Source organism: Enterobacter sp. BNK-18 (assembly GCF_047456135.1).
Lineage (GTDB): Bacteria > Pseudomonadota > Gammaproteobacteria > Enterobacterales > Enterobacteriaceae > Enterobacter > Enterobacter ludwigii.
In genome coordinates, this window is the sequence record NZ_CP179899.1 from 951,447 (window position 1) to 975,730 (window position 24,284).

Annotated in this window: 20 protein-coding genes; 10 read left to right on the forward strand and 10 right to left on the reverse strand. The window is 54.4% G+C overall.

The genetic code is table 11. The features are described from left to right. The first annotated feature begins 31 nt into the window (after positions 1–31). Both ACMGG3_RS04535 and ACMGG3_RS04540 read left to right on the forward strand, forming a co-directional pair. Positions 32–1,336, forward strand: coding sequence for an NAD(P)/FAD-dependent oxidoreductase (locus ACMGG3_RS04535; protein ID WP_014169589.1), 1,305 nt, complete (start codon positions 32–34; stop codon positions 1,334–1,336). A 192-nt stretch (positions 1,337–1,528) separates the two neighbouring features. Then, positions 1,529–2,068 (forward strand): glycine zipper 2TM domain-containing protein, encoded by a 540-nt coding sequence (locus ACMGG3_RS04540; protein WP_008500779.1) that lies wholly within the window; start codon positions 1,529–1,531, stop codon positions 2,066–2,068. Between the two features lie 60 nt (positions 2,069–2,128). On the opposite strand, the gene comR is transcribed toward ACMGG3_RS04540, so the two are convergent. Further along, positions 2,129–2,764 (reverse strand): TetR family copper-responsive transcriptional repressor ComR, encoded by a 636-nt coding sequence (comR, locus tag ACMGG3_RS04545; protein ID WP_014169591.1) that lies wholly within the window; start codon positions 2,762–2,764, stop codon positions 2,129–2,131. Between the two features lie 244 nt (positions 2,765–3,008). Here comR and bhsA point away from each other — a divergent pair, with 244 nt between their 5' ends. After that, positions 3,009–3,266, forward strand: a complete 258-nt coding sequence (bhsA, locus tag ACMGG3_RS04550; protein WP_414149625.1) for a multiple stress resistance protein BhsA — start codon at positions 3,009–3,011, stop codon at positions 3,264–3,266. Positions 3,267–3,345: 79 nt separating this feature from the next. On the opposite strand, the gene ldtC is transcribed toward bhsA, so the two are convergent. The 3 genes from ldtC to ACMGG3_RS04565 all read right to left on the reverse strand — a co-directional run bounded on the left by ldtC (position 3,346) and on the right by ACMGG3_RS04565 (position 9,129). Continuing rightward, entirely contained in the window at positions 3,346–4,311 is a 966-nt protein-coding gene (gene ldtC / locus ACMGG3_RS04555) for a L,D-transpeptidase LdtC (protein ID WP_032681246.1), read from the reverse strand. 149 nt (positions 4,312–4,460) lie between these two features. After that, entirely contained in the window at positions 4,461–7,907 is a 3,447-nt protein-coding gene (mfd, locus tag ACMGG3_RS04560) for a transcription-repair coupling factor (protein ID WP_414149626.1), read from the reverse strand. A 148-nt stretch (positions 7,908–8,055) separates the two neighbouring features. Further along, positions 8,056–9,129, reverse strand: a complete 1,074-nt coding sequence (locus ACMGG3_RS04565) for an acyltransferase family protein (protein ID WP_414149627.1) — start codon at positions 9,127–9,129, stop codon at positions 8,056–8,058. Between the two features lie 256 nt (positions 9,130–9,385). On the opposite strand from ACMGG3_RS04565, the gene lolC reads away from it, so the two are divergent. The 5 genes from lolC to cobB are packed head-to-tail and all read left to right on the forward strand — an operon-like array spanning position 9,386 to position 14,325. Beyond that, complete coding sequence (gene lolC / locus ACMGG3_RS04570) at positions 9,386–10,585, forward strand: lipoprotein-releasing ABC transporter permease subunit LolC (protein WP_214578772.1); 1,200 nt, start codon at positions 9,386–9,388, stop codon at positions 10,583–10,585. Then, complete coding sequence (gene lolD / locus ACMGG3_RS04575; RefSeq protein WP_020884656.1) at positions 10,578–11,279, forward strand: lipoprotein-releasing ABC transporter ATP-binding protein LolD; 702 nt, start codon at positions 10,578–10,580, stop codon at positions 11,277–11,279. Before lolC ends, lolD begins: the two co-directional genes overlap by 8 nt. Then, entirely contained in the window at positions 11,279–12,523 is a 1,245-nt protein-coding gene (gene lolE / locus ACMGG3_RS04580; protein ID WP_014169597.1) for a lipoprotein-releasing ABC transporter permease subunit LolE, read from the forward strand. The genes lolD and lolE overlap by 1 nt, the downstream gene beginning before the upstream one ends. A gap of 54 nt (positions 12,524–12,577) precedes the next feature. Further along, complete coding sequence (nagK, locus tag ACMGG3_RS04585) at positions 12,578–13,489, forward strand: N-acetylglucosamine kinase (protein WP_025204444.1); 912 nt, start codon at positions 12,578–12,580, stop codon at positions 13,487–13,489. Positions 13,490–13,503: 14 nt separating this feature from the next. Continuing rightward, positions 13,504–14,325, forward strand: coding sequence for a Sir2 family NAD+-dependent deacetylase (gene cobB / locus ACMGG3_RS04590; RefSeq protein ID WP_014169599.1), 822 nt, complete (start codon positions 13,504–13,506; stop codon positions 14,323–14,325). 46 nt (positions 14,326–14,371) lie between these two features. Here cobB and ACMGG3_RS04595 read toward each other — a convergent pair whose 3' ends face one another. Further along, positions 14,372–16,303, reverse strand: a complete 1,932-nt coding sequence (locus ACMGG3_RS04595; RefSeq protein ID WP_414149628.1) for a methyl-accepting chemotaxis protein — start codon at positions 16,301–16,303, stop codon at positions 14,372–14,374. Positions 16,304–16,540: 237 nt separating this feature from the next. Here ACMGG3_RS04595 and ACMGG3_RS04600 point away from each other — a divergent pair, with 237 nt between their 5' ends. After that, a complete protein-coding gene (locus ACMGG3_RS04600) occupies positions 16,541–17,770 on the forward strand; it encodes an EAL and HDOD domain-containing protein (protein ID WP_414149629.1) in 1,230 nt (409 codons plus the stop codon). A gap of 47 nt (positions 17,771–17,817) precedes the next feature. On the opposite strand, the gene potD is transcribed toward ACMGG3_RS04600, so the two are convergent. Genes potD through potA form a run of 4 tightly spaced genes read right to left on the reverse strand, consistent with a single transcriptional unit; the run spans position 17,818 to position 21,629 of the window. After that, positions 17,818–18,852: a spermidine/putrescine ABC transporter substrate-binding protein PotD gene (gene potD / locus ACMGG3_RS04605; RefSeq protein ID WP_014169602.1), complete on the reverse strand. Its 1,035-nt coding sequence runs from the start codon at positions 18,850–18,852 to the stop codon at positions 17,818–17,820. Then, positions 18,849–19,640: a spermidine/putrescine ABC transporter permease PotC gene (potC, locus tag ACMGG3_RS04610; RefSeq protein ID WP_014169603.1), complete on the reverse strand. Its 792-nt coding sequence runs from the start codon at positions 19,638–19,640 to the stop codon at positions 18,849–18,851. Before potC ends, potD begins: the two co-directional genes overlap by 4 nt. Continuing rightward, positions 19,637–20,494, reverse strand: coding sequence for a spermidine/putrescine ABC transporter permease PotB (potB, locus tag ACMGG3_RS04615; RefSeq protein WP_020884651.1), 858 nt, complete (start codon positions 20,492–20,494; stop codon positions 19,637–19,639). Before potB ends, potC begins: the two co-directional genes overlap by 4 nt. Further along, entirely contained in the window at positions 20,478–21,629 is a 1,152-nt protein-coding gene (gene potA / locus ACMGG3_RS04620; protein WP_171032980.1) for a spermidine/putrescine ABC transporter ATP-binding protein PotA, read from the reverse strand. The genes potB and potA overlap by 17 nt, the downstream gene beginning before the upstream one ends. 233 nt (positions 21,630–21,862) lie before the next feature. Between potA and pepT the strand changes: the two genes are divergently transcribed. Further along, positions 21,863–23,086 carry a peptidase T gene (pepT, locus tag ACMGG3_RS04625; protein ID WP_414149630.1) on the forward strand — a complete coding sequence of 408 codons (1,224 nt, stop codon included), beginning with the start codon at positions 21,863–21,865 and terminating at the stop codon, positions 23,084–23,086. Between the two features lie 57 nt (positions 23,087–23,143). On the opposite strand, the gene ACMGG3_RS04630 is transcribed toward pepT, so the two are convergent. Further along, complete coding sequence (locus tag ACMGG3_RS04630; RefSeq protein WP_414149631.1) at positions 23,144–24,265, reverse strand: JmjC domain-containing protein; 1,122 nt, start codon at positions 24,263–24,265, stop codon at positions 23,144–23,146. Positions 24,266–24,284: the final 19 nt, after the last annotated feature.

Sequence of the window (24,284 nt, forward strand, 5' to 3'; positions counted from 1 at the left end):
AACAATTGGTTAATAATTTGAGGGGGTCACGTTGACTACGCCATTGAAAAAGATAGTGATTGTCGGCGGTGGTGCTGGCGGGCTGGAGCTGGCTACACAGTTAGGCAAGAAGCTCGGTCGCGGCAAAAAAGCCAAAATTACGCTGGTGGATCGTAACCACAGCCATTTGTGGAAACCGCTGTTGCACGAAGTGGCGACCGGTTCACTGGATGAGGGCGTGGACGCGCTGAGCTATCTGGCACATGCGCGCAATCACCATTTCCAGTTCCAGCTGGGCTCCGTGGTGGATATCAATCGTGAGAGCAAAACCATTACCCTGGCAGAGCTGCGCGATGAAAAAGGGGAACTGCTGGTTCCTGAGCGCAAACTGCCGTATGACACGCTGGTCATGGCGCTGGGCAGTACCTCCAATGATTTCAACACACCAGGTGTAAAAGAGCACTGTATCTTCCTCGATAACCCACATCAGGCACGTCGTTTCCACCAGGAAATGCTGAACCTGTTCCTGAAGTACACCAGCAATATGGGTGCGAACGGGAAAGTTAATATCGCGATTGTTGGTGGGGGGGCGACGGGCGTCGAGCTTTCTGCTGAGCTGCACAACGCGGTGAAACAGCTGCACAGCTACGGTTATAAAGGCTTAACCAATGATGCGCTGAACGTGACGCTGGTTGAAGCGGGTGAACGTATTCTGCCAGCGCTGCCTCCGCGCATTTCCGGTGCGGCGCATAATGAACTGACCAAGCTGGGCGTGCGGGTTCTGACCCAAACCATGGTAACCAGCGCGGACGGCGGCGGCCTGCATACCAAAGATGGCGAGTACATCAAAGCAGACCTGATGGTCTGGGCTGCTGGCATCAAAGCACCTGATTTTATGAAAGAGATTGGCGGGCTGGAAACGAACCGTATTAACCAGCTGGTGACCGAGCCGACCCTGCAAACCACACGCGATCCGGACATTTTCGCCATCGGCGACTGTGCTTCCTGCGCGCGTCCGGAGGGCGGTTTTGTGCCTCCGCGAGCTCAGGCAGCGCACCAGATGGCAAGCCTGGTACTGCACAATATTCTGGCGCAGTACAAAGGTAAGCCGATGAAAGCCTATGTCTATAAAGACCATGGTTCTCTGGTATCGCTCTCGAACTTCTCTACCGTCGGCAGCCTGATGGGTAACCTGATGCGCGGCTCCATGATGGTGGAAGGGCGTATTGCACGCTTTGTCTATATCTCGCTCTATCGTATGCACCAGATTGCCCTGCACGGTTACTTCAAAACCGGGCTGATGATGCTGGTGGGACGAATCAACCGCGTTATTCGACCACGCCTGAAGCTGCACTAATATTCTCTCCCTCCGGGGCCTCCGGAGGGAATTTTTAGCATATCATGCTGCTCAACGTACATTGAGTGCTTAAGAGTTCTCCTAAACACGATATATCTCTCCTCCACGTCCACTTTTTGATCCTTTGTCTTATTGGCGAAGCGCGACCTGCATTGCAAAATTGTTACCAATAGCAACAAAGGAGGAAGTCCCGTGAATAAATCAATGTTGGCGGGTATAGGGATTGGCGTCGCTGCTGCGTTAGGTGTGGCTGCCGTTGCCAGTCTCAACGTACTGGATCGCGGCCCACAATACGCACAGGTCGTGTCTGCTACCCCGATTAAAGAAACCGTGAAAACGCCTCGTCAGGAGTGCCGTAACGTCTCCGTGACCCATCGCCGTCCGGTACAGGATGAAAACCGTATCGCCGGTTCAGTACTGGGTGCGGTTGCCGGTGGTGTGATTGGCCATCAGTTTGGTGGTGGTCGTGGTAAAGATGTGGCGACCGTGGTCGGCGCGCTGGGCGGCGGCTATGCCGGTAACCAGGTGCAGGGCGCTATGCAGGATAACGACACGTACACGACGACTCAGCAGCGCTGCAAAACCGTCTATGACAAGTCGGAGAAAATGCTGGGTTATGACGTGACGTACAAAATTGGCGATCAGCAGGGCAAGATCCGCATGGATAAAGACCCGGGTACTCAAATTCCGCTGGATGGAAACGGCCAGCTGGTACTGAATAACAAAGTGTAAAAAAGATGTTCTCTGAACTTAGCTCCTCAAGCGCTCAGGCTGAGGAGCTTTTTTTTTGCGTCAGATTTTGAGCAGTTCAGGCCACAGTTTCAGCGTGGTCGCGGTAATGGTTTGCAGTTTTTCCAGCGTAGCCCCTTCACGAGCGCTTATCGACATACCCTGCAAAATACAGTTCAGGTATTGCGCCAGCATCTGTGGATTGCAATGCGCAGGAATTTCACCTCGTTGTTGGCGCTGAGACAGGAACGCGCTTAGCGTCTCTTCCTGCATGGCATGGCGCGATTTCACCGTGTTGGCAATCTCTTTTGAGGAGGCTGCAAGGGTGGCAGAGGTGTTAATCATAAAGCAGCCCGCAGGGGTATCTTTACTGGTGAAGCAGGTCGCGACGGTGGTGAAATAGTCCCGTAGCGCCTGTTCGACGCTTTTCTCTTCACAAAACAGCTGGGCTTCGTGTTTCGCCGCAAAGCGCGAAATGTATCTGTCCAGCACCGCCCTGAACAGCCCCTCTTTATTGGTGAATTCAGCATACAGCGTGGGTGCTTTGGCACCGGTAGCTTCCACCAGATCGGAAAGCGAGGTCGCTTCATACCCATGTTGCCAGAAGAGAGTCATAGCCTTATCAAGCGCTGCATCCCTGTCGAACACTTTTGGTCGGCCACGGCTTTTCTTCGCGCAACTCGTCACGTCGGTTGTCATTTGCCGTTGGTCCTCTGTTGGTTTGTTGAATAATCATTATAAAAATAATCGCGGGTGACCACCAGCACTGATGAGAGAAAAATAAATTAATCATATGGGTATGAAAAATAACGAATTTAAAATTTAATTAATGTTCGTTATAAAAAGATGTTGACGCGTGAGCTGGATCACATTTATGATTTACCTATCGATCGTTAACTAAATAGCTAACGACCTCCAAATCATCTGCCCAAAGGTAAAAATCATGAAAAACGTAAAAACCCTCATCGCTGCTGCTGTTCTGAGTTCAATTTCTTTCGCAAGCTTCGCTGCTGTTGAAGTGCAATCAACCCCTGCTGACCAGCATAAAGTCGGGACTATCTCTGCTTCTGCCGGGACTAACCTGGGCTCACTGGAAGATCAGCTGGCGCAGAAAGCTGACGAGATGGGTGCAAAATCTTTCCGCATCACCTCCGTGACCGGTCCTAACACCCTGCACGGCACCGCTGTTATCTACAAATAAGCCTGGCTAAACCCTCATTTATGCCACTGCGATGCCACTGTAAAAAAGCCCTGCTCAGCAGGGCTTTTTTTATTGGGGATCACATCGACTGCTGGGTGACATCCTGATGCCGGGTGACATCGGTGGGCATCCCGGAACGCGCCTCCATCGCGCGCTCCATCACGATGCCATCCGTGCGGGCATTCGTTTTAAAGCTCACCATCGCGGCATTCAGATTAATTGGCAGTGTCTGCGGATCGTCGCCAATGTTTTTCGATAACGGCTGGTGAATTTCAACCAGTCTTACGCCACCCGGCTCCTCAGAAACCTTAATGGGCGTATTAATAATATTCACTCGGGTACCAGGCGTGATCACGCTATAGAGCGTCTTGATATCATCATCGCGCAGACGAATACAGCCGGAACTGACGCGCATCCCGATACCGAAATCCGCATTTGTTCCATGCAGAAGGTAAACGCCACCATAGGCCGCAAGACGGATCGCGTGGTGACCCATCGGATTCTCCGGACCCGCTGGCACCACAGCCGGCAAATCAATCCCCTGTGCTTTATAGCGAGCACGAATATTAGCCGTTGGCGTCCAGGTTGGGTTGGCACGTTTATCCGATACGGTGGTGACCATTGTTGGGGTCAGCGTGTCGCCGCCCAGCTGGCCAATACCGATTGGATAAACGGTGACTTCATTTTTACCCGGTGGGTAATAGTAAAGACGCAGCTCGGCAAGGTTTATCACGATCCCTTCGCGCGCTACATCCGGGAGAATGGTCTGCAACGGGATGGTCAGGACGCTGCCAGCGCGTGGCACATAGGGGTCGACGCCAGGGTTAGCCTGCAGCAGAGCCAGAAAGCCTACGTTATATTTTTTGGCAATCGCTTCGAGCGATCCCCCATTATTTTCAACCACATGAAAACGGTTTTCGCCCACGACCTTGCTGCCAGCAGGGGGAAGAGGCCAGGTATTTGCGCGTGCAGGAAGCGCAACAGCGACCGTTGCTGCCAGCGCAAACACGGTTATCCAGCGGGTAAAACGCGAAGAGGTCATCATCACCATAATCCATATAAATAATAAGGTTATTGTTTTATAAGGCGTTGACGATAATTATGGCGAATGGGTATGTCGGGAAATCCAGGTGAAGTGCAAAGAGTTTGTAAATTGTCCCCCCGTAAGCATTGCGCCAACGGGGGGAAGGGGAATTATGCGACAGCGTTCTCTTCCAGCTGACGCATAAAGTGACGAACCCACTCCATCCGGTTTTTACGATCCGTCAGCTCCTGCGTAAATTTCAGACGCGTTGGACCATCCAGACGGAAATGCTGCGGCTGTTTCTGGAGCAGACCGATTAGCCACATCGGATTAACGTGATTCTTCTCGGCAAATTCAATCACGCCACCTTTTTCATTGCCTTCGAGCTTACGAATGCCCAGCTTCTGTGCCTGCTGGCGCAGCCTCGCAATATCCAGCAGGTTTCTCGCGGCATCCGGCAACAGGCCAAAGCGATCGATCAGCTCTACCTTAATTTCATCCAGTTCGTTCTCATTTTTCGCACTGGCGATACGTTTGTAGAACGACAGACGTGTGTTCACATCCGGAATAAAATCATCCGGTAGCAGGGAAGGCATGCGCAGTTCCACCTCAGTTTGCTGGCTGGTCAGATCTTCCAGCGATGGCTCACGTCCGGCCTTGAGGGCATCGACCGCATTTTCCAGCAGCTCCATATAGAGCGAGAAGCCGATGGTTTCCATCGAGCCGCTCTGGTCTTCGCCCAGAAGTTCACCTGCACCGCGGATCTCAAGGTCGTGTGTCGCCAGCGCGAAGCCCGCGCCCAGATCTTCCAGCGATGCGATAGCCTCCAGACGTTTTTGCGCATCGGTGGTCATCGCTTTCGGATGCGGGGTCAGCAGCCAGGCGTAGGCCTGATGGTGCGAGCGGCCAACGCGGCCACGCAACTGGTGAAGCTGCGCCAGTCCAAAGTGATCCGCGCGCTCAATAATGATGGTATTGGCCGTCGGAATATCGATCCCGGTCTCAATGATGGTGGTACACACCAGGACGTTAAAGCGCTGGTGGTGGAAATCGTTCATCACCCGCTCCAGCTCGCGCTCGCGCATTTGACCGTGACCGATAGCGATGCGCGCTTCCGGCACCAGTTCTGCCAGCCTGTCCGCCGCTTTCTGGATATTTTCCACGTCGTTATAGAGATAATAGACCTGACCCCCGCGCAGTACTTCACGCAGAATAGCCTCGCGGACGACCAGGTTGTCGTACTCACGAACAAAGGTTTTTACCGCCAGACGACGTGCCGGCGGCGTGGCGATAATCGACAGGTCGCGCATGCCGCTCATCGCCATATTCAGCGTTCGCGGAATCGGTGTGGCGGTCAGGGTGAGGATATCGACGTCGGCACGCATCGCTTTAATACGCTCTTTATGACGGACCCCGAAGCGGTGTTCTTCATCGACGATCAACAGCCCCAGATCTTTCCACTTCACATCACTCTGCAGCAGCTTGTGGGTGCCGATCAGAATATCGATCTTACCCTCGCTGGCCTGTTCCAGAATCTGCGTCTGCTCTTTGGTACTGCGAAAACGTGACAGCATCTCAATACGAACCGGCCAGTTGGCGAAACGGTCACGGAAGTTGTCAAAATGCTGTTGGGCGAGCAGGGTGGTAGGCACCAGCACCGCGACCTGCTTGTTGTTTTCTACCGCGAGGAAGGCGGCGCGCATCGCCACTTCGGTTTTGCCGAAGCCGACATCGCCGCAAACCAGCCTGTCCATCGCCAGCGGCTGGCACATGTCGCTCAGCACAGCATTAATGGCCTGGGCCTGATCCGGCGTGGTTTCAAACGGGAAGCTATCGCAGAACATCTGGTACTGTTGTTTATCATGCCTGAAGGCAAAGCCTTCTTTGGCCGCGCGTTGGGCGTAGATATCCAGCAGTTCTGCCGCCACATCACGCACTTTTTCCGCGGCTTTCTGCCGCGCGCGCGCCCAGGCGTCGCCGCCCAGTTTATGTAATGGCGCATGATCTTCTGCACCGCCGGCATAGCGGCTGATGAGATGCAGGGAAGAGACCGGCACATAGAGTTTGGCGTCATTGGCGTAGGTCAGCATCAGGTATTCGCCCTTGATGCCACCGGCTTCCAGCGTCGTCATGCCCTGATAACGGCCCACCCCGTGCTCCAGGTGAACAATCGGCTGGCCGGGGTGCAGTTCGGCGAGGTTACGGATCAGCGTGTCCGGATTAATGGTGCGACGGCTGTCCTGACGGCGGCGCGCCACGCGTTCCCCCAGCAGGTCGCTTTCGCAAATCAGCGCCAGATTGTTGAGGGTATCCACAAACCCGTGCTCGGCGGAGCCAATCATCAGATAACGGCCATTACCGGTGGCTTCACTCAGGCGCAAAATACGTTTCGGCGCGATTTTGATCCGCCCCAGCAGTTCACCCAGCGCTTCCCGGCGGCCTTCGCTTTCAACGGAGAACACGACCGGCCCGGTAAAGGATTCGAGGAACTTGCGCAGATTATCCAGCGGCGACTTCTGCTGCGCCTGAACGGATAAATCCGGTAGCGTGCGGAAGGCGAGGTTGGTATTGGCGGCCTTGTCGGCGAGCGAATCGGTTTTGAGCTGCATACGCGGCCAGCGTTTCAGCTCGGCGTTCAGCTCGTCGGTGCGCAGCCACAGCACCTCCGGTGGCAACAGCGGACGCATCGGGTCCACGCCCCGGTTTTCAAAGCGGGCGCGAGTTTCGCTCTCAAAACGGCTGGCGCTGGCGTCGATATCACCGGTGTTAACAATCAGCGTATTGGCCGGGAAATAGCTGAACAGCGCGGGCAGAGGCTCGTTAAAGAACAGCGGTTGCCAGTATTCAATACCCGCCGGCAACGTCCCTTTGCTGACCTGCTGGTAGATATGTTCGGCATCGCGTTTGACGTCGAATCTGTCGCGCCACTGGCTGCGGAACAGTTCGATTGCGGTTTTGTCTGTCGGGAACTCATGTGCGGGCAGTAAATTGATGGAGTCCACTTCTTCCAGCGTGCGCTGCGTGTCGGCGTCGAATACGCGCAGGCTGTCGATTTCATCATCGAAGAAATCCAGACGATACGGCTGGTCGCTGCCCATCGGGTAAAGATCGAGCAGTGCACCACGCGTGGCATATTCCCCGTGCTCCATCACCTGATCGACATGGCGATAACCGGCGCTGTCGAGCTGCGCGCGCAGGGCGTCCCGGGACAGGCGCTGGCCTTTATTCATCACCAGCGCATGGCCATGAAGATAGCTGTGCGGACAGACGCGCTGCATCAGGGTGTTTACGGGGACGATCAGCACGCCGCGCTGCATCGTCGGTAACTGATACAGGGTCGACAGACGAGAGGAGATGATCTCCTGGTGCGGCGAGAAACTGTCATACGGCAGCGTTTCCCAGTCGGCCAGACTGAACACCAGATTGTCAGTGAACTGGCGGATTTCATCATGCAGACGCAGGGCATTTTGCATATCCGGGGCAACCAGTACCACCGGACCCGGGTGCCGCTCAGCGATTTCTGCCACCAGCGTGGCGCACGCCGCGCCAGTAAGTTCGCCCAGCTGGCGCTGATCGCCCGCTTTGACAGGCAAGGAATATCGATAGTGTTCAGGCATGGCTATGTCAGAGTCTCTTGGGGATATACCAACAGTATTGGGGCATATCACTGATACGCAATGTCTTTATTATCCTCGATCGTTTTACATAATCAAACCGGAACCGCACAGGGAGGAAATTCGCCCCCAAAAGGGGGCGAAAAGCGCATCAGCGGCTGGCCGATGACGGAGAAAGCGTGGAAGGCGGGGAGAAGAACACATCACCAAACAGTGCGGTGGAGACCTTACGCACCCCAAGCCCGGCAACGGTGCAGAGCAACAGGCTGGCAAACGGGTAGACCAGAATCAACGTCAGCTCCGCCCAGATCGGCCAGTATGCGGCATTCATCTCACCAATCAGGAACAGGCTAAAGGCCTCAATCAGGATGCGATGGGTGGTATAAATCGCGATGGTATTAGAACCGATCACGTTAAGCAGATTATTAGGATGGACGGCATAACGTTGCTCAATGCTGTAGAAAAGCTTCATGATTAACACAATCGACAGCAGGGAGAGCAGCAGCGGGACGTTAGCAAACCACAGCACCACAGAAACGGCAGCGAACGCGGCTAACGCCAGCCAGGCGCGACGCAGATTGAACCCTTTCATCCACGCCATTAGCTCAGCGCCATACCACGCGCCCAGGCTGTAGTAGATCATGTTACGCACCACGCTGTTCATTCCCCACCACGGCAGCGGCAGGAAGTTTATCGCGACGCTCGCCAGTGCCAGCAGCCCCAGTACCGGCAGCTTCCAGCGGCTCAGCAGTTTACACAGCGTGAAATAGACCACCAGAGCATACAGATACCAGAGACTGGTGCTGGCGGTGAGCATTCCCTTCACAAACCCGGAAAGGGAATCGGCATAGGCCGCATTGGAGGAAGTGGCCAGTTCACGCTCGGGAGCAAGCCAGGCGTTGAGGTGGCTCAGCGCCTGCCATTGCAGAACGCCCCACAGCGCCAGTACCCAGACAATGCTCCAGATCCGTTTATCGAGACTGGTACGCCAGTCCACCTCATCGATGTAACGTCGAATCAGATAGCCGGAAATGAAGAAAAACACCGGCATGCGGAAGGGAGCAAGATAGAGATTAAAATAGACCCAACATTTGGCGAGAAGACCGGATAACGGATGTTGTAACCCATTGAGATGGGGATAAAAGGTGATGACTGAATGGTAGATAACCACCAGGCAGATACACAGCCCTTTTATCTGGTTAATCCATAATGCTTTTTGCTTCATTGTTCGCGACTACCTTTTTGCCATAAACGAACGAACAATTGTTGTTAAACAAAACCGTGATGTAACGGGTAACAGTCTGTATCAGGAGGTTTTTCGGAAAAGGTGGAGGCTGTACAGTGAGGTTTCAGAGAGTAGTACCCTGATTTATCTGAATTTTTCAGAAAAAGGATTACCAAAGCTTACGGTTTCAGTCATTTACGCTTAAGGGATTCGCTTATATACTCGTGGGTCTGCTATCAGCAAACAGACGGATTTCATGTACCAACCTGTCGCACTCTTCATAGGCTTACGTTATATGCGTGGGCGCGCCGCGGACCGCTTCGGTCGCTTTGTCTCCTGGCTTTCGACTATTGGCATTACGCTTGGCGTAATGGCTCTGGTGACGGTTCTCTCCGTCATGAACGGCTTTGAGCGCGAGCTGCAAAACAACATCCTGGGGCTGATGCCGCAGGCTATCCTCTCCTCAACCAACGGTTCCGTTAACCCACAACAGCTCCCGGAAAGCGCGGCGAAGTTACAGGGTGTCACGCGCGTTGCGCCGTTAACCACGGGCGATGTGGTGCTGCAAAGCGCCCGTAGCGTGGCGGTCGGCGTGATGCTGGGCATTGACCCGGCGCAAAAAGACCCGCTGACGCCGTTCCTCGTGAACGTGAAGCAGACCGACCTGGAAGCCGGCAAATATAACGTGATCCTCGGCGAGCAACTGGCCGGGCAGCTTGGCGTCAACCGTGGTGACCAGCTGCGCGTAATGGTACCGTCGGCCAGTCAGTTTACGCCGATGGGACGTTTGCCAAGCCAGCGCTTGTTCACGGTGGTTGGCACGTTTGCCGCCAACAGCGAAGTCGATGGTTATCAGATGCTGGTGAATATTCAGGACGCGTCACGTCTGATGCGCTATCCGGCGGGGAATATCACCGGCTGGCGCCTGTGGCTCGACGCCCCGCTAAAAGTGGATACCCTCAGCCAGCAAACGTTGCCGGAAGGGACCAAATGGCAGGACTGGCGTGAACGCAAAGGCGAGCTGTTCCAGGCCGTGCGGATGGAAAAAAATATGATGGGGCTGCTGCTGAGCCTGATCGTGGCGGTCGCGGCCTTCAACATCATCACCTCACTGGGGTTGATGGTGATGGAAAAGCAGGGTGAGGTCGCCATTCTGCAGACTCAGGGGCTAACGCCGCGCCAGATCATGGCGGTATTTATGGTGCAGGGTGCCAGTGCCGGGATTATCGGTGCGCTACTCGGTGCGGTGCTGGGGGCGCTGCTCGCCAGCCAGCTTAACAATTTAATGCCGATCATCGGCGCTCTGCTTGATGGTGCGGCGTTGCCCGTGGCTATCGAACCGTTACAGGTGATTGGAATTGCGCTGGCTGCGATGGCCATTGCGCTGCTTTCTACGCTTTATCCTTCCTGGCGCGCTGCCGCCACTCAACCCGCTGAGGCTTTACGTTATGAATAAGATCCTGTTGCAATGCGACAACCTGTCCAAACGCTATCAGGAAGGCACTGTGCAGACTGACGTGTTGCACAATGTGAGCTTCAGCGTGGGCGAAGGTGAGATGATGGCGATTGTGGGCAGTTCTGGCTCCGGGAAAAGTACGTTATTACACCTGCTCGGTGGGCTGGATACACCCACCAGCGGTGACGTGATTTTCTCCGGCCAGCCAATGAGCAAAATGTCATCTGCGGCAAAAGCGGAGCTGCGTAACCGCGAGCTGGGCTTTATCTACCAGTTCCACCACCTGCTGCCGGATTTCACGGCGCTGGAAAACGTGGCGATGCCGCTGCTGATTGGTAAAAAGAAACCCGCAGAAATTAACACTCGCGCCAGCGATATGCTGAAAGCGGTTGGGCTTGGGCATCGCGGTAACCATCGTCCTTCTGAACTTTCCGGCGGTGAACGCCAGCGTGTGGCCATTGCGCGTGCGCTGGTCAACAATCCGCGCCTGGTACTGGCGGATGAGCCAACGGGTAACCTGGACGCCCGCAACGCGGACAGTATTTTCCAGCTGCTGGGTGAGTTGAATGCCTCGCAGGGAACCGCGTTTCTGGTGGTAACCCACGATCTCCAGCTGGCAAAACGGATGGGACGTCAGCTTGAGATGCGCGACGGTCATCTGAACCCAGAACTGACCCTGATGGGGGCGGAGTAATGGCTTCACCGTTATCGTTACTCATAGGGTTGCGTTTTAGCCGCGGACGTCGTCGCGGCGGCATGGTGTCACTGATCTCGGTGATCTCCACCATCGGTATTGCGCTGGGGGTGGCGGTGCTGATCGTGGGCCTTAGCGCCATGAACGGCTTTGAGCGTGAACTGAATAACCGCATCCTGGCGGTGGTCCCGCACGGTGAAATCGAACCGGTGAATCAGCCGTGGACGCACTGGAGCGATGCCCTGAGCAAAATCGAAAAAGTGCCAGGCATCGTGGCGGCCGCACCTTACATTAACTTTACCGGGCTGGTCGAGAGCGGCGTTAACCTGCGCGCCATTCAGGTAAAAGGGGTGAACCCGGTGCAGGAAGAGCGCCTCAGCGCGTTGCCGAAATATGTGCAAAACGGCGCGTGGGCAAACTTTAAGGCCGGTGAACAGCAAATTATTATGGGCAAAGGCGTTGCCGAGGCCCTGAAGGTTAAGCAGGGCGACTGGGTCTCTATCATGATCCCGAACGCCAGTGCCGACCACAAGCTGCAGCAGCCTAAACGCGTACGTCTGCACGTCACCGGTATTCTTCAGTTAAGCGGCCAGCTCGATCACAGCTTTGCGATGGTGCCGATGGAAGACGCGCGCCAGTATCTCGACATGGCCGACAGCGTGACGGGGATTGCCATTAAGGTCAACGACGTCTTCAACGCCAATAAGCTGGTGCGTGATGCCGGCAGCGTGACCAATAACTATGTCTACATCAAAAGCTGGATTGGCACTTACGGTTATATGTACCGTGATATCCAGATGATCCGCGCCATTATGTATCTGGCGATGGTGCTGGTGATTGGGGTCGCGTGCTTTAATATCGTTTCGACGCTGGTGATGGCGGTCAAAGACAAGAGCGGCGACATCGCCGTCCTGCGTACCCTGGGGGCAAAAGACGGTCTTATTCGCGCCATCTTTGTCTGGTACGGTCTGCTGGCTGGGCTGTTCGGGAGCCTCTGCGGCGTGGTGATTGGCGTGGTGGTTTCTCTGCAGCTGACGCCAATTATCAATGGCATCGAGGCGCTTATTGGCCACCAGTTCCTGTCAGGTGATATCTATTTTATTGACTTCCTGCCGTCTGAATTGCACTGGCTGGACGTTTTTTATGTGCTGGTAACGGCACTTTTGCTGAGTCTGCTGGCAAGCTGGTATCCGGCGCGTCGCGCAAGCCGAATTGATCCGGCGAGGGTACTAAGTGGCCAGTAATTACGTCATGATTTAGCGGTCGTCAGGCCGCCAAATCAAAAAGAGGAATGCGTGATGTATTATGGATTTGATATTGGCGGCACCAAAATTGCGCTGGGCGTGTTTGATAAAAACCTCAAACTGCAGTGGGAAACCCGTGTTCCCACACCACGCGAAAGCTACGATGAATTTTTAACCGCCATTGCCGCGCTGGTGGCGCAAGCTGATTCACGTTTTGGCGTGAAAGGCAGCGTCGGCATTGGTATTCCGGGAATGCCCGAAACTGACGATGGTACGCTGTATGCGGCCAACGTTCCTGCTGCCAGCGGTAAACCGCTGCGCGCCGATCTCTCCGCTCTGCTTGAACGCGACGTGCGTTTAGATAATGATGCCAACTGTTTTGCACTCTCCGAAGCCTGGGACGATGAGTTTCAGCGCTATCCGCTGGTGATGGGGCTGATCCTCGGCACGGGCGTAGGGGGAGGGATCGTCATCAACGGTAAGCCGATTACCGGGCGCAGTTACATTACGGGAGAGTTCGGCCATATCCGCCTGCCGGTTGATGCCCTGGCGGTCGTCGGGCGCGACTTCCCGCTGACCCGCTGCGGTTGCGGTCAGCATGGCTGTATTGAGAACTACCTCTCCGGACGTGGGTTTGCATGGCTTTACGAACACTTCTATCATCAGAAACTTGAAGCCCCTCAAATCATTACCTTGTGGGAGCAGGGGGATGCGCAGGCGCGAGAGCACGTTGAGCGCTATCTGGATCTGCTGGCGGTGTGTCTGGGAAATATTCTCACCATCGTCGACCCGGATCTGCTGGTGATTGGGGGAGGGCTTTCAAACTTTAGCGCGTTAACGGAACAGCTGTCCGGGCGTTTGCCCCGACATTTATTGCCGGTTGCCCGCGTGCCGCGTATTGAACGTGCGCGACACGGGGACGCAGGAGGGATGCGCGGAGCCGCATTTCTTCATCTCACCGATTAGTTTACGAGGTTTTTATGCTGTCGCGTCGCTTAGGTCGACTCAGCCGTTTTCGCAAAAATAAACGCCGCTTACGTGAGCGCTTGCGCCAGCGGATCTTTTTCAGAGACAGAATGATGCCAGAAGCGATGGATAAACCCAGAGTGGTGGTGCTGACCGGGGCGGGGATCTCCGCAGAGTCAGGTATTCGCACTTTCCGCGCTGCGGACGGGTTATGGGAAGAGCACCGTGTTGAGGATGTGGCGACGCCGGAAGGCTTTGCCCGCGATCCGGATCTTGTGCAGGCGTTTTATAACGCCCGCCGTCGTCAGCTGCAGCAGCCAGAGGTTGTGCCTAACCCGGCGCATCTGGCGCTGGCAAAGCTGGAAGAGGCCCTTGGCGATCGTTTTTTGCTGGTTACGCAGAATATCGACAATCTGCATGAACGGGCCGGTAACAAAAACATCATCCATATGCACGGTGAACTGCTGAAAGTTCGCTGCGCCTGGAGCGGTCAGGTGCTGGACTGGAAAGAGGACGTGCTGCCTGAAGATAAGTGCCACTGCTGCCAGTTTCCGTCGCGCCTGCGCCCGCATGTGGTCTGGTTTGGTGAAATGCCGCTTGGTATGGATGACATCTACAGCGCACTGGCCATGGCGGATGTCTTTATCGCCATTGGCACGTCTGGCCATGTCTATCCGGCGGCCGGCTTTGTTCACGAAGCGCGGCTGCACGGTGCGCATACGGTTGAGCTGAATCTTGAGCCGAGCCAGGTGGGCAGCGAGTTCGAAGAGAAGCACTATGGCCTGGCCAGTACCGTCGTACCGGAGTTTGTCGATAAGCTCCTGAAAGGGCTGTAATCGTGATAGCCTGAAAAGGCACCCGTCCTGCGGGTGCCTTTTTTGTTTATGGCGTAAAGTACGCCAGCGTTTTCTCCAGCGATTTCGCCTGCTCGTCCAGTGACAGGGCCGCTGCCGAGATCTGTTGTACCAGGGACGCGTTCTGCTGGGTCGTGCTGTCCATCTGATTGACGGCAATGCTGACCTGGCTAATTCCCCGATTCTGCTCATCCAGAGCCTGAACAATATCGTTAATCACCAGATGCACATGCGACACGGCCTCAATGACCTGCTTCATCATGACGCCGGTTTCATTGACCAGCTCAACGCCTTTGCTGACACGGCCTGAAGACTCGGCTATCAGCTGGGAGATCTCTTTTGCCGCGTTGGTGCTTCGCTGGGCAAGGTTGCGCACTTCACCCGCCACCACTGCAAAACCGCGCCCCTGTTCGCCCGCGCGCGCCGCTTCTACGGCGGCATTCAGTGCCAGAATATTGGTCTGGAAGGCGATACCGTCCACAATGCTGTTGATCTCTCCAATCTTACGGGCGCTTTCGTCAATTTCCCCGATCACCACCACGACATCGTTGACCAGCGTCTCGCCATGTCCGGCAAGGGTCGCGGCGCGATCGGTAAGGGTGGTAGCTTTGTGCGCATTGTCGGCGTTATTTTTCACCGTGACCGAAATCTCTTCCATGCTGGCCGCGGTTTCGACAATCGCCGCTGCCTGTTCTTCGGTACGTGAGGCCAGATCGAGATTGCCTGCCGAAATTTCACTGGTGCCACCGTGAACGGAGTGGCTGGCTTCGCTGATGTTACCCACGATGCGCTTGAGCTGCATCTGCATGGTGTGCAGGGCGTAAAAAATACTGCTGGTATCCCCGGGACGCACCGGGATAGCGTTGTTCAGGTCGCCTCCGGCCACGGCCAGCGCGATCCCGGCGGCATCTGACGGTTCGCCCCCCACCGGGCGGTCCACTTTACGGGTAAAGATTTGCGCCATGACCAGGCTGACAACCACAATGCTTAACACCATCAGGAGGATGGCTTTCAGTAAAAATTGTCTTGCCTCGGCCATCACTTCGCTGACCGGGGTGACGATAGCCAGCTTCCAGGGCGTCTGACTGTTGCCGATGGTAATCGCCTGCCAGGTGATAAACGCCTCTTCCTTCAGTTGAGGATCGTTTGTGCGTATCACCTCATCCCCTGTGACGGTTCCGGTGTAAGGCTTGCCTACGGCACGTTTATCCGGGCTGGAAACCACGTTGTTGCCCGCCGACAGAAGCAGGGCGTAGCCTGTACCGTTCCACGGTTTAATCGCCCCGATCATCGATTGCAGGGTAGCGAGCGAGAAATCCGACGTGACTGACCCCAGGAACTGACCCTCACGCATGATGGGGGCGGCAATCGAGGTGAGCATTACGTCCACCCCATTGTAGGGATAAATATAGGGTTCGATGATGACATCTTTTTGCCGTTGCTTCGGCAGCAGATAATAATCGCCGCTGCCGGGCGTTTCGATGTCCGTCAGCAGATGTAATGCCGGTTTGCCTGTGGCGTCGCGGTCAACGTAGCGGGCGTAACGTCCGGCGGGATCTTCACCGCTCTGACCGGCAAAGGTGGCATCGTTGCCATCGAAGGTATCAGGTTCAAAGGCCATCGACATTGAAAGAAACTGAGGGTACGCTGAGAGATAATGGATTAGCAGCTGGTTGAGTCCTTGTCGATCAGAGATGCCCGCGTCGCGCAGTGCCTGAGCGCTGTTTCCCATGTCACGCGCGGCCGCCAGGGCGGAATCCATCTGTTTACTGACCTGCAAAGACTGCACTTCAGCAATCTGGCGGATGTGTTTTTTAGCCAGCACTTCTTGCTGATCCATCCACTGCCACATCATAAAACCGATCGTTGCCGTAAAGCCCACCGTCACGATGAGGAAAATGGACAATAGCATCAACGTCTTGACTCTTATTTTTTGTTTTCGGACCATGGCGTCTTTCATTCTCAACTCCCGTAATGACGTGTATGTCGGGCAGGCACAGATCACTTATCGGATATTTCGCCATGTTTCTGTAGAGCACCGGGTATATTTAATTTAAATTTTTGATCGCTAATTCCCGTTAATTAGTGTGGATGCTTTTATTTTGTGCATTCAATCAAATTAGTGTTCGATAATGCTCGTTATCGTTGTGCAGATAGGGGATGCTAATAAATATAAAGACGTTCAGGAGGATGGGATATGTATGGATTTATCGCGAGACAACCCATTTTTAACCTCGATATGAATACCGTGGCCTACGAGCTGCTTTTCAGAGACGGAATGACTAACCGTTTCCCCGATGTGTCGGCGGAATATGCCACGTCCAGAATGATATCAGACCAGTTCTTATCCGTGCCATCTCAGCGCATCGCCGGGGAACATACGTCGTTTATCAATTTTCCTTCCCGGATGATCATCGACCGCAGCGCTGAGGCGCTGGACAAAAACAACGTGGTCATTGAGATCCTTGAAGATGCTGACCCGGGTGAGGCGCTTTTACAGGCCGTGAGAGAAATGTATGAGCACGGGTACTGCTTTGCGCTCGATGATTTCACTCTCGCACCGGAATGGGATGTTTTCTTGCCCTATATTTCCATCATCAAATTCGATGTCCAGAATTACACCTTAGCGCAAATTCAAAATTACCTGAGTGAGCGTAAAAGCCTGACCGGGAATATTAAATATCTGGCTGAAAAAATTGAGACTAAAGAGGAATTCAAACAATACAGCGATGCCGGATTTTCTCTTTTTCAGGGATATTTTTTCTGTCGTCCGGAGGTGATTAAATATAAACGGCTATCGCAAAATCAGCTTGCAATTTTCCGTCTGCAAATGGAAGTAGGACGCAATAAACCTGACTTTCGAATCATCGAGGCGTTAATCAAAAGCGACCTCACGCTGTCCTATAAAATCATGCGCTATATGAAGCACACCGCTTTTAAACACATGGGGGCCTGTAATTTCAGCAAGTTAACCCTGAGTGAAGTGCTGAGGTACCTTGGAGAAAATCAGCTCAGAAGGTTTGTGGCCGTTGTAGTGCTGGCAAGTGCAGCCAACGACACCGTCACCGAGCTTTACCCGATGAGTATGATGCGCGGGAAATTCTGTGAACTGATTGCCGAGAAACTGAATGAGCCGATGCTGGCTGAGAATGCGTTCATGTGCGGTCTGTTCTCACTGCTTGATACCCTGCTTGAGCTGCCGATGGCAGAGCTGATGACGCAAATTGCTGTCCCGCAGAGCGTGAGTAATGCGTTGTGCCATCAGGAAGGGCAATTAGCGGACATGGTTCGCCTCTGCCATTACTACGAGCAGCAGCAGTGGGATGAGGCAAGCAGAATAAGTCACGCGCTGGGGCTGGCAGAGGAAGACATCGTAGAGGCGATGAGGAAGGCCACGATCTGGGCCGGGGAGAACGCCGTCAGTTAATCGTTCCTCACTCCGCTAAGACGGAGTGAGGAAGAAAGCCTGGCCGCTTACCGGCCCGCTTTTAATTTCTGGTAATACTCTTCATAGATGCGGCTTGCGTCACCGACATCGTTTTGCCACTCGCCTTTACTGATGGTTTGCGCATCCGGATAGAGCGATTTGTCGTTCGCGACGGCCGGGCTGAGCAGCTTGCGCGCGGCGAGGTTCGGGGTGGGATAACCAATGGTCTCCGCAACCTGTTTCGCGACGTCCGGGCGCAGCAGGAAGTTAATCAGCTTCAGGGCACCGTCAACGTTCTTCGCGTTTGCAGGAATAGAGAGGCTATCCATCCAGAAGATCCCGCCTTCTTTCGGCCACACTACCTCCAGCGGCGTACCGGCCTGACGGGCAACATACGCGGAGCCGTTCCACACCATGCCCAGATTCACTTCGCCTTCCATATACGGGTTTGCCGGGTTATCAGAGTTGAATGCCGCCACGTTAGGCATCAGCTTTTTCAGCTCGTTATAGGCCGCTTCAATCTCTTTCGGGTCCGTCGTATTGCCTGAGTAGCCGAGCTTACGCAGCGCTACCTGGAACACTTCGCGCGCGTCGTCGGTTAACAGCAGGCTGCCTTTGTATTCCGGTTTCCACAGATCGGCCCAGCTTGTAACGGTTTTCGGATCGATAGCCTCGCTGTTGACCCCAATGGCGGTTGCGCCCCAGATGTAAGGAATGGAGTAGTCATTATTCGGGTCAAACGGCTTATTGAGCATCTCCGGATCGAGATTGTTGAAGTGAGTGAGCTTCGTTTTATCGATCTTCTGAATCATGCCCTCTTTGCGCATTTTATCGACGAAATAGGTCGACGGGACGACCAGATCGTACGCGCCTTCTTTATAAGTTTTGAGCTTGGCGTACATGGTTTCATTCGACTCATAGGTAGAATAGATAACTTTGATGCCCGTCTCTTTCGTGAACTGCTCCAGCAGGCCAGGTGGCACATACTCGGTCCAGTTATAGAAATAGAGCGTTTTGCTGTCATCAGCGTGCGCGGCACCCATTCCGAGCACCAGTGCCGCAGCGGCAAGCATTTTTTTCATTTCATTGTCCCCTGAGATTTTGTTTTATCACGAGCAATAACCTGGCTGGCAATCACCAGCACCAGCGAGAACACTAAGAGTATGGTCGCCAGCGCGTTCACCTCGGGCGAGACGCCGACTTTCACCATTGAATAGATCTTCAATGGCAGAATTTCATAACTCGGGCCGGTGACGAAGGAGGAGACCACCACATCGTCCATTGACAGGGTAAAACTCAGCAGCCATCCGGCAGCCACGGCGGGCATCGCCAGCGGCAGGATGATTTTGCGCAGGATCGTCATCTCACTGGCACCCAGATCTTTTGCGGCTTCCAGCATGCGCACGTCAAACCCTTTCAGGCGTGCGAAGACGGTGACCACCACAAACGGCAGGCAGAAAGTGATGTGGGAGAACAGCAGTGACCAGAAGCCCAACTGGACGCCCAGCAGCATAAACAGCACCAGCAGTGAAATCGCCATGACGATATCCGGCGACATCATCACCACAAACAGCATCCCGCTGACGAACGGTTTACCCCGGAAGCGATAGCGGTAGAGCGCCACGGCGGTAAGCGAACCAATCAGCGTGGCGAAGGTGGCGGAGAAAATCGCCATCGTCAGGGAGTGCTGAGCAGCCTGCAGCAGGCTGTCGTTGTTCATCAGCAGGCTGTACCAGTTGGTAGTGAAACCTTGCCAGTTGATGCCGAAACGCGAGCTGTTAAACGAGTTCACGATCAAAATAATGATCGGAATATAAAGATACGCATAGATGGCGGTCATAAAACCGCCGCGAAGCAGTCGACCGATCATTCGAGTTCCACCTTTTTATTCAGTAATCGTGAAGCACGCCAGTAGATCAACAGCATCAGGCCCATTACCACCGTGAGCGTAATGCTGGTGGCGGAACCGAACGGCCAGTCGCGAATGTTCAGGAACTGACTCTTAATCACGTTGCCGATAAGCAGGTTTTTCGCGCCGCCCATCAGGTCGGACACGTAGAACAAGCCCATTGCCGGCAACATTACCAGCAGACAACCTGCAATGATGCCGGGCATGGTCAACGGAATGATAATCCGGATAAAGGTCTGCAGTTTGCTGGCGCCCAGGTCTCTCGCAGCTTCCAGCAGCGGCTTATCCAGCTTCTCAATGCTGGAGTAGAGCGGCATCACCATAAAGGGCAGCAGGATGTAGACCAGACCCACAATGACCGCACCCGGCGTAAACATGATGCGCACTGGCGTATCAATCACGCCCAGCCACAACAGGAACTCGTTCAGATAGCCTTTGGTGCTGAGAAAAATTTTCAGCCCGTAGATGCGGATCAGGGAGTTGGTCCAGAAAGGCACGATCAGCAAAAAGAGCAGCAGTGGACGCACTTTTTGCGGCAGACGCGCCAGAAACCATGCAAAGGGATAACCCAGCACCAGGCAGGCAACGGTGGCGATCAGCGCCATATTAAGCGAGTGCAACAGCACGTCAAAATAGAGCGGATCGAGCAGACGCGAGTAGTTGTCCAGCGTAAAGACCAGCTTTACGAAGTCAGTATCGTCGCGGGTCAGGAAGCTGGTGGCGATGATCATCAGGTTGGGTAAGAAGACAAACAACACAAGCCAACCGACGATAGTAGCAATCACCACATTCTGGAATTTACTTGTGTTCTTCATCAGCCAGTACAACCTCCCAGCTTTCTACCCAGTTGATAACCATTTTCTGGTCGAGGGAGTGGTCGAAATCAGGGTCGTCCTCATTAAAGAACTCGCTGACCATCACCATCTTACCGTTTTCCAGTTCGACGACAGACTCCAGCGTCATCCCTTTATAGTTGCGCTCCCGGATATAGCCAATCAGGCCCTCGGCATCAGTATTGCCGTGGATCTCTTCAACGCGCAGATCCTCCGGGCGCAGCAGGACGTTGAGCTTTTGCCCTTTTTCGACGGCGAAATTCACGGTGATATTGCACTCGCGGCCTTCTACGTTGGCCCGCACGCGCTGTTCGTCCAGGCGTTCAATCACCGTGGCGTTGAAAATGTTGATCTCCCCAATGAAGCTGGCCACGAACAGGTTTTTCGGCTCTTCATAGATTTCACGTGGCGTGCCGTCCTGCTCGATTTTGCCGTCACGCATCACCACGATACGGTCCGACATGGTGAGTGCCTCTTCCTGATCGTGGGTAACGAAGACAAAGGTAATGCCGAGCTTGCGCTGCAGGGCTTTAAGCTCATTCTGCATCTGCTTGCGCAGTTTGTAGTCCAGCGCGGAAAGTGACTCATCCAGCAGGAGCAGACGCGGTTTATTGACCACAGCGCGGGCGATAGCAACGCGCTGCTGCTGGCCGCCGGAAAGCTGGTGTGGCTTACGCTGGGCAAATTCTTCCAGTTGCACCATGCGCAGCGCGTCGGTAACGCGAGCAGGGATCTCGCTGGCCGGTGTTTTTTGCATCCGCAGGCCAAATGCGACGTTCTCGAACACGGTCATGTGCGGAAACAGGGCATAGCTCTGAAAGACGGTATTCACGTGCCGCTCTTCGGCGGGGACCTGGGTGATATCCTGGTTTTCAAGGTGGATGTGACCGCTATCGACGTTTTCCAGTCCGGCGATAAGCCGCAGTACGGTTGTCTTGCCGCAGCCAGAGGGGCCAAGCAGCGTGAGGAACTCACCGTCATTGATGGTCAGGTTGAGCCCGGAAATAACATCTTTACCATCAAAACTTTTACGAATTCGTTCCAGTTGCACCAGCGGTGAACGTGAACGGGATTGTGTATTCAATTTTTGCGCTGTCCCATATAGACGCTCCGGGATGCTGACCGAAGCGGGGTTTGTGTGTAACCACCTTGGTGACTCGTAATGAGGGCGGACATTCTACGGCAAACCACTGTAATCGCCAATCCTTGTCACTGATTCATAAGCTACATTTACTAACGGATACGATATAAACGGAAAATATTCTCGTTTGCGGGATAAAAGTGACCTGACGCAATATTTGCCTTTTGATGCTTATTGATAATGTTGTCACAAAAAGTGAGGGTGACTGCATGGATAAATTACTTGAGCGTTTTTTACAGTACGTTTCGCTGGATACCCAATCTAAACCGGGTGTCCGCCAGGTGCCAAGCACCGAAGGCCAGTGGAAGTTATTAAACCTGCTCAAAGAGCAGCTCGACGCCATGGGGCTGGTTAACGTCACGTTAAGCGAGAAAGGCACTGTGATGGGAACGCTGCCTGCGAATGTCTCCGGTGATATCCCGGCGATTGGCTTTATCTCCCATGTCGACACCTCTCCGGATTTTAGCGGTAAACATGTGAACCCGCAGATTGTTGAAAACTACCGCGGCGGCGACATTGCGCTGGGGATTGGTGACGAAGTACTGTCGCCGGTGATGTTCCCGGTGCTGCACCAGCTGCTCGGTCAGACGCTCATCACCACCGACGGCAAAACGCTGCTGGGCGCCGATGACAAAGCGGGGATTGCCGAGATCATGACGGCGCTGGCGGTGCTGAAAGAGAAAAATATCCCGCACGGGGATATCCGTGTCGCCTTTACGCCGGATGAAGAGGTCGGCAAGGGGGCAAAACACTTCGACGTAGATGCCTTTAACGCGAAGTGGGCCTACACCGTCGACGGTGGCGGCGTAGGGGAACTGGAGTTCGAGAATTTCAACGCGGCGTCCGTGACAATCAAAATCGTCGGAAACAACGTTCATCCTGGCTCCGCCAAAGGGGTCATGGTGAACGCGTTGTCGCTGGCGGCGCGTATTCATGCGGAAGTTCCGCCAGAAGAGAGCCCGGAACAGACCGACGGTTATGAAGGTTTTTATCACCTGACCAGCATTAAGGGCACCGTAGACAATGCGCAGATGCACTACATCATTCGCGACTTTGACCGTAAAGCATTTGAAGCGCGTAAACGTAAGATGATGGAGATAGCCAAAAAGGTCGGTAAGGGTCTGCATCCGGATTGCTATATCGAGCTGATTATCGAAGACAGCTACTACAACATGCGCGAGAAAGTGATGGCGCATTCGCATATCCTCGATATCGCGCAGCAGGCAATGCGTGACTGTGATATTGAACCGCTGTTAAAACCGATTCGTGGCGGCACAGACGGTTCGCAGCTGTCGTTCATGGGGCTGCCTTGCCCGAATCTGTTTACCGGTGGCTACAACTATCACGGCAAGCACGAGTTCGTGACGCTGGAAGGAATGGAAAAAGCGGTGAAGGTGATTGTGCGAATTGCGGAGCTGACCGCGGCGCGGTAAGGACAAAAAAAAGCCGGGTCAGGCGAAGCCGCCACCCGGCACGCTTTTCTTTACGGTTTAGTCCTCAAAGAACCAGTACCCGCTGTTCACCAGCGCGGCGAGCATCGCGAGGAAAGAGGGATCTTCCAGCGCATCGCCAAAGGTATCAGCCGTTAAGGTCAGGTGGCTGGCAATAGCCTCCAGCGCCGGACGGTGAGGGGAGTCTAGCTTCTCGCCGTTAACGAAAACATCTTCACCGATGCGCAGTACGCGCAACCCGCCCAGACGAACCAGTTTGTCGCCCTGCTGCAATGCGTCATAAATCTCGTCGGCCTGGTATGGCGGCTCTGGCGGTGCCACATCCAGCTCATGGCGTGACTGGCTGATAAACTCACCAAACCACTGGCTGAAATGCGCCGGTTCATTGATCAAATCCAGCATCATGCCGCGAAGCTTATCCAGTTCGGCTGGCACAATATCGGCCGGGTGCTCGCGTGCAGGCATATCCGGATCGCTGTAACGATGGCTGCCCAGTTCACGCTGCAGCACGTAGTCAGCAAAGCCGCTGATCATTTCGCGACCGCTTGGTGCGCGGAATCCGACGGAGTAGTTCAGCGAGTTTTCCAGCGAATACCCTTCGTGCGGGAACCCTGGTGGGATATAGAGAATATCACCCGGCTCCAGCTCTTCATCGATAATCCCTTCAAACGGATCGACCTGAAGCAGGTCCGGATGCGGGCAGTGCTGTTTCATCGGCACTTTGTCGCCCACGCGCCAGCGGCGGCGGCCTGTACCCTGAATGATAAAGACGTCGTACTGGTCAAGATGCGGCCCAACGCCCCCTCCTGGCACGGAGAAGGAGATCATCAGATCGTCCATTCGCCAGTCGGGCAGGGCGCGGAAGGGACGCATTAACGCCGCAGTCGGTTCATGCCAGTGGTTAACCGCCTGAACCAGTAATGACCAGTTGTTTTCACCGAGGTGATCGTAGCTTTCGAAAGGACCGTGGCTGACCTGCCATTTCCCGTCCTGGTGGCTTACCAGGCGGCTGTCGACTTCACTCTCCATGGCCAGACCGGCCAGTTCGTCAGGGGAGAGAGGATCGACAAAATTGCTGAACCCGCGTTTAAGAACGACCGGGCGTTTCTGCCAGTAACGTTCAATAAATTCGGGCCAGTTAAGTGTTAAGTGATAATCCATATTTTTTTATTCCGCAGGC

Bases quoted from the DNA above. Each gene is read 5' to 3' on its own strand.
- potC (WP_014169603.1), bottom strand. From the start codon at position 19,640: ATGATCGGTCGACTGCTTCGCGGCGGTTTTATGACCGCCATCTATGCG.
- ACMGG3_RS04595 (WP_414149628.1), bottom strand. From the start codon at position 16,303: ATGAAAGACGCCATGGTCCGAAAACAAAAAATAAGAGTCAAGACGTTG.
- lolC (WP_214578772.1), top strand. From the start codon at position 9,386: ATGTACCAACCTGTCGCACTCTTCATAGGCTTACGTTATATGCGTGGG.
- bhsA (WP_414149625.1), top strand. From the start codon at position 3,009: ATGAAAAACGTAAAAACCCTCATCGCTGCTGCTGTTCTGAGTTCAATT.
- lolD (WP_020884656.1), top strand. From the start codon at position 10,578: ATGAATAAGATCCTGTTGCAATGCGACAACCTGTCCAAACGCTATCAG.
- pepT (WP_414149630.1), top strand. From the start codon at position 21,863: ATGGATAAATTACTTGAGCGTTTTTTACAGTACGTTTCGCTGGATACC.
- ACMGG3_RS04630 (WP_414149631.1), bottom strand. From the start codon at position 24,265: ATGGATTATCACTTAACACTTAACTGGCCCGAATTTATTGAACGTTAC.
- mfd (WP_414149626.1), bottom strand. From the start codon at position 7,907: ATGCCTGAACACTATCGATATTCCTTGCCTGTCAAAGCGGGCGATCAG.
- comR (WP_014169591.1), bottom strand. From the start codon at position 2,764: ATGACAACCGACGTGACGAGTTGCGCGAAGAAAAGCCGTGGCCGACCA.
- lolE (WP_014169597.1), top strand. From the start codon at position 11,279: ATGGCTTCACCGTTATCGTTACTCATAGGGTTGCGTTTTAGCCGCGGA.
- ACMGG3_RS04600 (WP_414149629.1), top strand. From the start codon at position 16,541: ATGTATGGATTTATCGCGAGACAACCCATTTTTAACCTCGATATGAAT.
- ldtC (WP_032681246.1), bottom strand. From the start codon at position 4,311: ATGATGACCTCTTCGCGTTTTACCCGCTGGATAACCGTGTTTGCGCTG.
- nagK (WP_025204444.1), top strand. From the start codon at position 12,578: ATGTATTATGGATTTGATATTGGCGGCACCAAAATTGCGCTGGGCGTG.
- potB (WP_020884651.1), bottom strand. From the start codon at position 20,494: ATGAAGAACACAAGTAAATTCCAGAATGTGGTGATTGCTACTATCGTC.
- ACMGG3_RS04565 (WP_414149627.1), bottom strand. From the start codon at position 9,129: ATGAAGCAAAAAGCATTATGGATTAACCAGATAAAAGGGCTGTGTATC.
- potD (WP_014169602.1), bottom strand. From the start codon at position 18,852: ATGAAAAAAATGCTTGCCGCTGCGGCACTGGTGCTCGGAATGGGTGCC.
- cobB (WP_014169599.1), top strand. From the start codon at position 13,504: ATGCTGTCGCGTCGCTTAGGTCGACTCAGCCGTTTTCGCAAAAATAAA.